At 58.9% G+C, this 11,385-nt stretch carries 7 protein-coding genes; 5 read left to right on the top strand and 2 right to left on the bottom strand.

Annotated elements, in window-relative coordinates; translation table 11 throughout:
• Positions 1-119: 119 nt before the first annotated feature.
• Positions 120-4,238: a DNA translocase FtsK gene (gene ftsK / locus DTA24_RS19285; RefSeq protein ID WP_123837029.1), complete on the bottom strand. Its 4,119-nt coding sequence runs from the start codon at positions 4,236-4,238 to the stop codon at positions 120-122.
• Positions 4,239-4,373: 135 nt separating this feature from the next.
• Positions 4,374-4,868 (bottom strand): leucine-responsive transcriptional regulator Lrp, encoded by a 495-nt coding sequence (gene lrp, locus DTA24_RS19290; protein ID WP_000228469.1) that lies wholly within the window; start codon positions 4,866-4,868, stop codon positions 4,374-4,376.
• Positions 4,869-5,400: 532 nt separating this feature from the next.
• On the opposite strand from lrp, the gene trxB reads away from it, so the two are divergent.
• The 5 genes from trxB (at position 5,401) to infA (ending at position 11,286) form a co-directional block, all read left to right on the top strand.
• Positions 5,401-6,369 carry a thioredoxin-disulfide reductase gene (gene trxB, locus DTA24_RS19295; RefSeq protein WP_012542328.1) on the top strand — a complete coding sequence of 323 codons (969 nt, stop codon included), beginning with the start codon at positions 5,401-5,403 and terminating at the stop codon, positions 6,367-6,369.
• A gap of 114 nt (positions 6,370-6,483) precedes the next feature.
• Positions 6,484-8,250: a heme ABC transporter permease/ATP-binding protein CydD gene (gene cydD, locus DTA24_RS19300; protein ID WP_039103033.1), complete on the top strand. Its 1,767-nt coding sequence runs from the start codon at positions 6,484-6,486 to the stop codon at positions 8,248-8,250.
• Entirely contained in the window at positions 8,251-9,972 is a 1,722-nt protein-coding gene (gene cydC / locus DTA24_RS19305) for a heme ABC transporter ATP-binding protein/permease CydC (RefSeq protein ID WP_072125348.1), read from the top strand.
• Between the two features lie 39 nt (positions 9,973-10,011).
• On the top strand, positions 10,012-10,716 hold the full coding sequence (gene aat / locus DTA24_RS19310) for a leucyl/phenylalanyl-tRNA--protein transferase (RefSeq protein ID WP_008805841.1): 705 nt from the start codon (positions 10,012-10,014) through the stop codon (positions 10,714-10,716).
• Positions 10,717-11,067: 351 nt separating this feature from the next.
• A complete protein-coding gene (gene infA, locus DTA24_RS19315) occupies positions 11,068-11,286 on the top strand; it encodes a translation initiation factor IF-1 (protein ID WP_001040187.1) in 219 nt (72 codons plus the stop codon).
• Positions 11,287-11,385: the final 99 nt, after the last annotated feature.

The following is an 11,385-nucleotide window of genomic DNA, read 5'->3' on the forward strand; positions in this document are numbered from 1 at the left end:
TATTCCTTAATGTGCGTCACTCCCGACGCGGGAGCCTCTTCTGTCCCTAATGTAGGACCGCCGACGGCGGCGGAACAGAAGAATTGGCTGATTTTGCGCTTATTTACCCAACTTTGCACTCATTCAAAGGGCGGCGGCGCCAGCACTTCGCGGTTACCGTTATGGCCCTGTTCGCTGACGATCCCCTGCGCTTCCATCTGTTCGATAATGCGTGCTGCACGGTTATAGCCAATGCGGAACTGACGCTGGACCCCGGAAATCGACGCTTTGCGCTTCTCAGTCACAAAACTGACCGCTTGATCGAACAGCGGGTCCAGCTCTTCACCACCGTCGAAACCACCGCCGCCGCCTTCGCTTTCGCTGTCGGAGGTAATACCATCGACGTACTGCGGACGGCCGCGGGCTTTCCAGTCCTGAACCACAGCGTGGACTTCCTGGTCGCGTACAAATGCCCCGTGGACGCGCACCGGCGTGGTAGAGTTCGGTCCGGAGTAAAGCATATCCCCCATACCCAGCAGCGATTCCGCGCCGCCCTGATCGAGAATGGTACGCGAGTCAATTTTACTCGACACGGTAAAGGCGATGCGCGTCGGAATGTTGGCCTTAATCAGGCCGGTAATAACATCTACCGACGGACGCTGCGTCGCCAGCACCAGGTGGATCCCCGCCGCACGCGCTTTTTGCGCCAGACGGGCAATCAGTTCTTCCACCTTCTTGCCGACGGTCATCATCAGGTCGGCGAACTCGTCCACCAGCACCACGATATACGGCAGTTTTTCCAGCACCGGATGTACGGCATCCATGCTGTCGCCCGGCTTCCAGTACGGATCCGGAATCGGACGCCCCATGCGCGCGGCCTCGGCGATCTTCTCGTTATAGCCCGCCAAGTTACGCACGCCCAGCGCTGACATCAGCTTGTAGCGGCGCTCCATCTCGTTGACGCTCCAGCGCAGCGCATTGGCGGCGTCTTTCATGTCGGTGACCACTTCCGTCAGCAGATGCGGAATACCTTCGTAGACCGACAGTTCGAGCATTTTCGGGTCGATCATGATGAAACGCACATCTTCCGGCTGCGCTTTGTAGAGCATGCTGAGGATCATGGCGTTCACACCGACTGACTTACCGGAACCGGTAGTACCGGCAACCAGCAGGTGCGGCATTTTCGCCAGGTCAGCTACCACCGGGTCGCCAGCGATATCTTTACCCAGCACCACGGTCAGCGGCGATGGGTTATCGCGGAACTTGGCGTTGTCGAGCACTTCACGCAGATAGACGGTCTGACGCTTTTTATTCGGCAGCTCAAGACCGACATACGGTTTACCCGGGATCACTTCCACCACGCGCACGGCAACCGTCGACAGCGAACGCGCCAGATCGCGTGACAGGTTAGAGATTCGAGCCGCTTTGACGCCAGGCGCCAGATTCAGTTCGAAGCGGGTGATCACCGGCCCCGGCGAGTAGTTCACCACATCCGCTTTAATGCGGAAATCGGCCAGACGTGCTTCCACCAGTCGCGCCATCTGCTCGAGAGCAAAGGTATCCACCGGCTCGACTTCACTGGGTGGTGGGGTTAACAGATCCAGCGACGGCAACGGCGTGGTCGGTCTTTGCAGCGGACGGCTATCGCCATTGCGCATCAGCAGCGGGTGGATCAGGCTCTCCTGCGGCGCGGGCGCGGCAGGCTGATGCCCCTGCGGGACAACCGGCTGTTGCTGCTGCACGGGCTGCGGTGCAGTCTGGTAAGGCTGCGGCGGCACTGGCTGAGGGTGTACCGGCTGGTGCTGCGCAGGTTGATAACCCTGTTGCGGAGCGGCGGCCGGTTGTTGATAGTGCGGGGCCGGTTGTTGCGGCTGGACTTCCGGCGTCGGCGTAAACAGCGGCTCGCTCGGCCCCTCATTGACAAGCGTTTTCATCGGCGAGAATTCATAATCCGCCGGCGAGAACGGATTAGCGCCCGGCGGCTGCTCAGCGGAGTAGCGCTGCTGCTGGGTGGCGGCAAACTGGCGCGCCAGCTCCGCTTCCGCCGCAGTGTCGGCGTCATCGTCATCAGTCGCGTTATCGTCTTCCCAGCGATGGCCATAGCGCTGCTGCTGGGTGGCGGCGAACTGGCGAGCCAGTTCATCCTGCTCCATAGCATCCGCTTCCTCATCCGAGAGCAGCTCATCGTCATAATGGGGGTCGCGCTCCGCCTGCCGCGCACGCTGTTCCGCCTCCCGTTGCGACGGTAACTTGATGCCGTAAGAGGCCAGCTCCCGACGCGTCGGGACACGAACGCGGTTTGGTCGCGGTAGTTTTGGACCAATACCTTCTTTCACCTGGACCCGCGGTCCGCTGGATGCCGGGCTGAACAATGGCGCAGCCGCAGCGGATGCGGCTGTCGCCGAGGTTGCCGCCGCGCCGCCGCTGGCGGCCGTTGCCTGATGCACCCCTGCCGCGACCGCAGAGACCACGGTTGTCTCTACTGGCGGTTTGGACGAGGAGGCTGGCGGCGTCAGCGGTTTAGTGGCAATCGGACTTTCCGGCTCCGGAATTGGCTGATACCAGGAGGCCAGCAGCTCGCGTTCACGTGCCCGCTTCTCTTCGACTTCTTCGAAGTAATAGAGCGGTGGACGTTTCACCTCTTCCGGCGCAACCTCTGGTTCTGGCTCCGGTGACGGCACTGGCGCGCTTTGCGGCTGATACGCCTGCGGCGCAGGCTGAGCGGCATGCGGATCGTAAGTCGGCTGCTGATACTGCGCCGGCTCTGGCTGATACCCTTGCGGCGCAGGCTGAGCGGCATACGGATCGTAAGTCGGCTGCTGATACTGCGCCGGCTCTGGCTGATACCCTTGCGGCGCAGGCTGAGCGGCATACGGATCGTAAGTCGGCTGCTGATACGGCGCCGGCTCTGGCTGATACGCCTGCGGCGCCGGCTGACCGGCATGCGGAGCATAAGTCGGCTGCTGATACGGCGCCGACTCTGGCTGGTACGCCTGCGGCGCAGGCTGAGCGGCATACGGATCGTAAGTCGGCTGCTGATACGGCGCCGGCTCTGGCTGGTACGCCTGCGGCGCCGGCTGAGCGGCATACGGATCGTAAGTCGGCTGCTGATACGGCGCCGGCTCAGGCTGGTACGCCTGCGGCGGGTAACCCGCTTCCGGCTGATAAGCAGGCGCAGCGCCCTGATGGCCAGCCGCGGATTCAGCCCACGCCTGTGGCGCGGCAGTGGCCGCCGCCGCTGCGCCCACGGGCTCAGCAATACTATGACCATTCAGCAACGGATCGTAAGGGTCGAAATCTCCAGGGCGCGCGGCGCTGGCGCCGGAGAACAGCACATCATCCTCTGTGGGACGTGCCGCGCTGGCGCCGGAAAACAGGACATCGTCGGCGGCGACAGGCGCACCGCTGGCGCTGTATTGCACCGCCTCTTCACCGTCATCCATCCGTTTGCCGGAGAAAAGCGCCGCGTCGGTTTTACGCCCCATGGGGTTGGTAAACTTCTCGGCCAGACGCTTACGTCGCGCCAGCGCGCTGCGTAAAATACGGGCACGACGCGACTCCTGAGGGGTTGCCGCCTCTTCGTCGTCGTACTCTTCATCGTCGTCTTCGTATTCGCCTTCATCGACCCAGGTATCATCGCGACGGGTACGGTTGCTGGCAAAGGTGAGTACCGACAGGATGCCGCCGCCCAGTTTTTCCGCAATGCTGACCCACGACCAACCGGTGAACAGCGTCAGGCCGGCCGCCCAGATGCATAACAGGGCGATGGTGCCGCCGCTGCTGTGCAGCAGCGGTTGCAGCGTGGTGCTCAGCAGGCTGCCGATCACTCCGCCCGAGGCAAAGTACCAGATATCATCGGCGTTAATGGCTGCCAGACCACAGGAGGTCAGGATCAGGGCTAACGCGCCAATGAGGCGCAGGGAAACGGCGAAATAATCAATGTATTCGTCGTTTTCCTGATGCCGCCAGGCAAACCAGCATCCGCCAATAATGATGACCGGGATGGTGTAGGCCATGACGCCAAAAATGAAAAAGAGGGTATCGGCAAGCCACGCACCGGGGGCGCCGCCTAAATTATGAATAGGCTCATGCCACGCCGTCTGCGACCAGCTTGGATCCGAGGGGTTAAAGCTCAGTAGTGCCGCCATCAGCCAGATGGCGAAGAGGGAGCAAAGGATGAGCATCGCCTCAAGGAGTCGGCGCCCGCTGCTGAGTTTGGTTAGTTTGACTTCTTTGTCTTCGGTGTATTCCTGGCTCAAGAAAGGCTCTCCAGGTATCAGGCTGTTTCCTGCCTGCTGCTAAAACGGACAACAGCGCCGGGTCTCCCCGGCACTGTTGCTGTATGGATTAACAGGAGTGTAATCAAACTACGTCGATTTTGCACCTGTTCCGTGTTAGCGCGTCTTAATAACCAGACGATTACTTTGCTTGACTTCTTCCATCACCACGTAGGTACGGGTGTCGTTTACGCCCGGCAGGCGCAGCAAGGTCTCGCCCAGTAATTTACGATACGCTGACATATCCGGTACGCGGGTTTTCAACAGGTAGTCGAAATCACCGGAAACCAGATGACACTCTTGAATTTCTTCAAGTTTTTGCACTGCGGCGTTAAATTGCTCAAACACATCCGGTGCGCCACGATTCAGAGTAATCTCAACAAATACCAGAAGTGATGCATCCAGATAATGCGGGTTGAGCAGCGCCGTATAGCCCTGAATAAAACCCTGTCTTTCAAGACGACGCACGCGCTCAAGGCAAGGCGTCGGAGAAAGTCCCACCCGTTTAGAAAGCTCGACGTTAGAAATTCGCCCATCTTTTTGCAATTCATTCAGGATGTTACGATCAATGCGGTCGAGATCTTTGCCAGGGCGCTTCTTGCTATCTACCATTATTATTGTCTCTCTGTATTCCTTCCCTACTCCTGTTCCGGCTCTGTGCCTTCACTGCCAGAGCCCATCCTGTTATTACCCGTACGACAATGGGTAACCCAGGGGTACGTGAGAAGCCCGTTGCCTGACGGCAGTCACCGACATCACGCATGGCGTCTGTCCACACCATGCGTAGATTTCGTTAACCCGGATAAAAATGGCATTTGCGTGCATGAAAATTCGCCGCACGCTAAATACTGCTTTTCTTCTTCCATGAATGTTTTCGCAAAAGCACAGGGGATTGTCAAAGCAAAACATCGATTTTTAGTACAAGATGCCAGATATTCATCATCCCCCCTGGTTGATTCTCATTTTTTCGTCTTATAATTGTCCTGCTGACAGTAGAAATAGTTATATTCTTTGCCGGTAAAATCGCCAATTCATCGGTCGCTTCTATTGCACACATCGTTAACAAAATCGCTGCGCTCTTTTTTTACGACAACAAATTCCCTACAATCTCTGCCCAATGTATGCCAATTATTATGGGGATCTCATGGGCACAGCCAAACACAGTAAACTGCTTATCCTTGGTTCTGGACCTGCGGGATACACCGCGGCGGTCTATGCCGCACGCGCCAACCTGCAGCCGGTGCTGATCACCGGGATGGAAAAAGGCGGTCAGCTGACCACCACGACGGAAGTGGAAAACTGGCCGGGCGATCCTAACGATCTCACCGGCCCGCTGCTGATGGAGCGCATGCACGAACATGCCGCGAAATTTGAAACGGAAATTATTTTCGACCATATCAGCCGCGTCGATCTGCAAAACCGTCCGTTCCGTCTGACAGGCGATAGCGGTGAGTACACCTGTGATGCGCTGATCATTGCCACCGGCGCATCGGCGCGCTACCTCGGTCTGCCATCGGAAGAGGCGTTTAAAGGCCGTGGCGTTTCAGCTTGCGCCACCTGTGACGGATTCTTCTATCGCAATCAGAAAGTGGCGGTGATCGGCGGCGGTAACACAGCGGTTGAAGAGGCTCTGTATCTGTCCAATATTGCCTCTGAGGTGCATCTGATCCACCGTCGCGACGCCTTCCGCGCGGAAAAAATCCTCATCAAACGTCTGATGGATAAAGTGGCGAGCGGTAACATCGTGCTGCATACCGACCGCACCCTCGAAGAGGTGACCGGCGACCAGATGGGCGTCAGCGGCCTGCGCCTGCGCGATACCAAAAACAGCGACAACGTCGAGTCTCTGGAAGTGGCAGGCCTGTTCGTTGCCATTGGCCACAGCCCGAACACCGCCATCTTTGAAGGTCAGCTGGAACTGGAAAACGGCTATATCAAAGTGCAGTCCGGGATCCACGGCAACGCCACGCAAACCAGTATCCCGGGCGTATTTGCCGCTGGCGATGTCATGGACCATATCTATCGTCAGGCGATCACCTCCGCTGGCACCGGCTGCATGGCGGCGCTGGACGCCGAGCGTTACCTGGACGGTTTGGCCGACGCTTGCAAATAATCTTTACAAGTCAGTAACAAAGGTAAAGAAGGCGACGAAAAGTCGCCTTTATTTTTGCCGCGATGTAACATTGCCGTGCCCAATATTCCCATAACGATACCTGCAAAGCGCGCAATGAATAAAACCCGTCAACAAGAGTTAACCCGCTGGTTAAAACAGCAAAGTATTATCTCCCGTCGCTGGTTGATGATTTCCCGCCTGCTTGGCGTGGCAAGCGGTCTGCTGATCGTCGCGCAGGCCTGGTTCCTGGCGCGGATCCTGCACCGGATGGTGATGGAAAATATTCCGGCAACCGCCCTGCTGCTGCCGCTGACGCTGCTGGTACTGGTCTTTGTGCTGCGCGCCTGGGTGGTCTGGCTGCGTGAGCGGGTTGGTTTTCAGGCCGGGCAGCATATCCGCTATGAAATTCGCCGTCAGGTTCTCGACCGCCTCCAGCAGGCGGGCCCCGCCTGGATCCAGGGCAAACCGGCCGGCAGTTGGGCAACGCTTATCCTTGAGCAGATCGATGATATGCACGATTATTATGCGCGCTACCTGCCCCAGATGACGCTGGCGGCCTGCGTGCCGCTGCTGATCGTTATCACTATTTTCCCGATTAACTGGGCCGCCGCATTGATCCTCCTCGGCACCGCCCCGCTGATCCCGCTTTTCATGGCGCTGGTCGGGATGGGTGCCGCCGATGCCAACCGGCGTAACTTCCAGGCGCTGGCCCGCCTGAGCGGCCATTTCCTCGATCGCCTGCGCGGCATGGAAACCCTGCGTATTTTTCACCGCGGTCAGGCAGAAATCGATAATATTCGCGACGCCTCGCAGGATTTTCGCCAACGCACCATGGAAGTCCTGCGTCTGGCCTTCCTCTCCTCCGGGGTGCTGGAGTTTTTCACCTCCCTCTCCATTGCGCTGGTGGCGGTCTATTTTGGCTTCTCTTACCTTGGCGAGCTGAACTTCGGCCACTATGGCGCGGGCGTCACGCTGATGGCAGGCTTCCTGACGCTGATCCTCGCGCCGGAATTTTTCCAGCCGTTACGTGACCTGGGCACTTTCTACCATGCCAAAGCCCAGGCCGTGGGCGCCGCAGACAGCCTGAAAACGTTTATGGAAACCCCATTGACCCAGCTGGAGCGCGGCGAAAAAACCTTAAATGATAACGATCTGATTGGCGTGGAAGCGCGCGATCTGGTGATCAAATCTCCGGAAGGTAAAGTCCTGGCCGGGCCGCTTAACTTTTCACTGCCTGCTGGCGCACGCGTTGTGCTGGTGGGTCAGAGCGGCTCCGGGAAAAGTTCGCTGCTGAACACACTGCTCGGCTTTTTGCCCTACGAGGGCTCGTTGAAGGTCAACGGCGCAGAGCTGCGCGAACTGGACGCCGAACGCTGGCGCCGCCTGTTAAGCTGGGTGGGACAGAATCCCCAGCTACCTGCCGCCACGCTACGGGAGAATGTGCTGCTGGCGTGGCCGGAAGCCAGCGATGCCCAGCTTCGGCTGGCGCTGGATAAAGCCTGGGTCAGTGAGTTTATCGCCCTGTTGCCGGACGGGATCCATACCGCCGTGGGCGATCAGGCGGGTCGTCTGTCGGTAGGTCAGGCGCAGCGTATCGCGGTTGCTCGCGCGCTGTTGGTGCCCTGCCGCCTGCTGTTGCTGGATGAACCCGCCGCCAGCCTCGACGCCCATAGCGAACAACGGGTGATGCAGGCCCTGACCCATGCCTCCACCGAGCAAACCACGCTGCTGGTCACCCACCAGCTCGAGGGACTGGCTGACTGGGATGCCGTCTGGGTCATGCAGGACGGACAGATTATCGAACAAGGCGACTACGCCACGCTGGCCCGTGCCGGTGGGGTCTTCTCGGCGCTGCTGGCCCATCGTCAGGAGGAGATTTAAATGCGCGCACTTTTACCCTATCTGGCGCTCTATAAACGCCATAAATGGATGCTGCTGCTCGGCGTCGTGCTGGCCATCGTGACTCTGCTGGCCAGCATCGGCCTGCTGACGCTCTCCGGCTGGTTCCTCTCCGCCTCAGCGGTGGTGGGTGTCGCCGGGATCTACAGTTTTAACTATATGCTGCCTGCCGCGGGCGTCCGCGGCGCGGCGATTATCCGTACCGCCGGGCGCTACTTCGAGCGTCTGGTCAGTCATGACGCGACCTTCCGCGTGCTGCAGCACCTGCGCGTCTTCACCTTCAGCAAACTACTCCCCCTCTCTCCCGCGGGGCTGGCGCGCTTTCGCCAGGGTGAACTGCTCAACCGGGTGGTGGCCGATGTCGATACCCTGGATCATCTCTACCTGCGGGTGATTTCACCGCTGGTCGGCGCGCTGGTGGTGATTGTAGTGGTCACCTGCGGATTAAGCCTGCTCGACGTTACCCTTGCGCTGACGCTCGGCGGCATCATGCTGGTCACCCTGCTGGTTATGCCGCCGCTGTTCTATCGCGCAGGTAAACCAGCCGGCGAAAGTATGACGCAGTTGCGCGGCCAGTATCGCCAACAGCTCTCTGCCTGGCTGCAGGGCCAGGCAGAGCTGATGGTGTTTAACGCCAGCGACCGCTACCGCGCGCAAATGGAAAAGACCGAGCTCAGCTGGCAGGACGCACAGCGCCGTCAGGCCGAGCTGACCGCGCTTTCGCAGGCAGTAATGCTGTTAATCGGCGGCATCGCCGTGGTGGCCATGCTCTGGCTGGCGTCCGCCGGCATCGGGGGTAACAGCCAGCCAGGGGCGCTGATCGCGCTGTTTGTTTTCTGCGCCCTCGCGGCCTTCGAAGCCCTGGCGCCAGTCACTGGCGCTTTCCAGCATTTAGGTCAGGTGATCGCCTCCGCCCGGCGGATTTCGCAGATCACCGACCAGCAGCCGGAGGTCACTTTCGTCGAGGGTGAAGCCAGCGTGCCTGCGCAGGTGGCCTTAACCTTCAGGCAGGTTACCTTCCGCTATCCGCACCAGCCCTCCCCCGCCCTGGAGAATATCTCCCTGCAGATTGCCGCCGGAGAGCATATCGCCATTCTTGGCCGGACCGGCTGCGGAAAGTCGACGCTGTTGCAACTCCTCACCCGGGCCTGGGATCCAACGCAGGGAGAGATTTTGCTCAACGACCAGCCGCTGTCCCAGCTCAGCGAAGCCACCCTGCGCCAGACGATGAGCGTGGTGCCGCAGCGCGTCCACCTGTTCAGCGCTACGCTGCGCGACAACCTGCTGCTGGCGGCGCCAGACGCTGACGATACCGCGCTCTGCGCGACCCTCGAGAAAGTGGGGCTGGAAAAACTGCTGGAAGATGGCGGACTGAACAGCTGGCTGGGGGAAGGCGGGCGCCAGCTATCCGGCGGCGAACTGCGCCGGCTGGCGATTGCCCGCGCACTGCTCCACGATGCGCCGCTGATGCTGCTCGATGAGCCGACAGAAGGCCTGGATGCGGCCACCGAAAGCCAGATCCTGCATCTTCTGGCGGAAGTGATGCGCGAGAAAACCGTGCTGATGGTGACTCACCGCCTGCGGGGCCTGGCGCGTTTTAATCAGATAATAGTCATGGACAACGGCCAGATAATTGAGCAAGGTAGTCACGCGGATCTGCTCGCTAAACAGGGCCGGTACTTCCAGTTTAAACAGCGTCTGTAGGCTATTATCTAATTTTTGCTGATGCGTATTGAGGTTAAAATGCGTCTGGTTCAGCTCTCCCGGCATTCTATCGCCTTCCCTTCCCCGGAAGGCGCCCTCCGTGAACCTAACGGCCTGCTGGCGCTCGGCGGCGATCTGAGCCCGGCACGTCTGCTGATGGCCTATCAGCGCGGTATTTTTCCATGGTTTTCTCCGGGCGACCCGATCCTCTGGTGGTCGCCCGATCCCCGGGCGGTGCTCTGGCCGGAACAGTTTCATCTCAGCCGCAGCATGAAGCGTTTTCATCAGCGTTCGCCTTATCGCGTCACGCTGAATCATGCCTTTGGTGAGGTCATTGAAGGCTGCGCCAGCGATCGTGACGAAGGCACCTGGATAACCAGCAGTATCGTTCGCGCCTATCACCAACTCCATGAGCTGGGCCATGCCCATTCCATTGAAGTCTGGCAAGAGAATACGCTGGTAGGTGGAATGTACGGCGTGGCGCAGGGGGCGCTGTTTTGCGGCGAATCGATGTTCAGCCGGGCAGAAAATGCCTCCAAAACCGCGCTGCTGGTATTCTGTCAGGCTTTTACGCAGAGTGGTGGTAAATTAATCGACTGCCAGGTACTGAACAACCATACCGCCTCATTAGGCGCGGTGGATATTCCCCGCCGCGATTATCTTGACTACCTGTCAGTATTACGCGGCTACCGCCTGCCCGAGCTATTTTGGGTGCCGCGGGTGCTATTTCCGGGCGCGCAATAAAAATGTTTTCAGCACATTTTGCGTCAGGATGGTATAATTGCGCGGTAGAGTAGCTTCTGCCTGTTGCCCCGCCGCCGTTTGGGAATAATAAGAGTCAGATAACGCCCATCGTTCTGTCACTCCCCTTTACGTTTGCGCCTGTCACGCGGCATAGCCGTGTGTGTTCCGGGCAATGCGCCAAAACTACTTCGGCGATTCATACCCGTCATATATCCGTTGCCGGTGTGCTGACTGCGCACCTTGCGGCAAGGCGAATGATTCAGGGTAGATACGTAAAACTTTACTTACATGATGAACTTCGGCATTATCTTGCCGGTTCAAAACTACGGTAGTGATACCCCAGAGGACTAGATGGCCAAAGAAGACAATATTGAAATGCAGGGCACCGTACTTGAAACGTTGCCTAACACTATGTTCCGCGTAGAACTGGAAAACGGTCACGTGGTAACTGCGCATATTTCCGGTAAAATGCGTAAAAACTACATCCGCATTCTGACGGGCGACAAAGTGACTGTTGAGCTGACCCCGTACGACCTGAGCAAAGGCCGCATTGTCTTCCGTAGTCGCTGATTGTTTTCGCCCTTAAGGCGTCAGATGCTGAAGGCCGGGATAATTCCCGGTCTTTTCATATCTGCCGCCGGCAAAAAAAAACCGGCCCAGGGCCGGTTT

This window comes from Klebsiella sp. P1CD1 (assembly GCF_003790505.1).
Classification (GTDB): domain Bacteria; phylum Pseudomonadota; class Gammaproteobacteria; order Enterobacterales; family Enterobacteriaceae; genus Klebsiella; species Klebsiella variicola.

Coding starts and splice junctions, on each gene's coding strand:
- infA (WP_001040187.1), top strand. CDS start 11,068: ATGGCCAAAGAAGACAATATTGAAATGCAGGGCACCGTACTTGAAACG.
- cydC (WP_072125348.1), top strand. CDS start 8,251: ATGCGCGCACTTTTACCCTATCTGGCGCTCTATAAACGCCATAAATGG.
- cydD (WP_039103033.1), top strand. CDS start 6,484: ATGAATAAAACCCGTCAACAAGAGTTAACCCGCTGGTTAAAACAGCAA.
- lrp (WP_000228469.1), bottom strand. CDS start 4,868: ATGGTAGATAGCAAGAAGCGCCCTGGCAAAGATCTCGACCGCATTGAT.
- trxB (WP_012542328.1), top strand. CDS start 5,401: ATGGGCACAGCCAAACACAGTAAACTGCTTATCCTTGGTTCTGGACCT.
- aat (WP_008805841.1), top strand. CDS start 10,012: ATGCGTCTGGTTCAGCTCTCCCGGCATTCTATCGCCTTCCCTTCCCCG.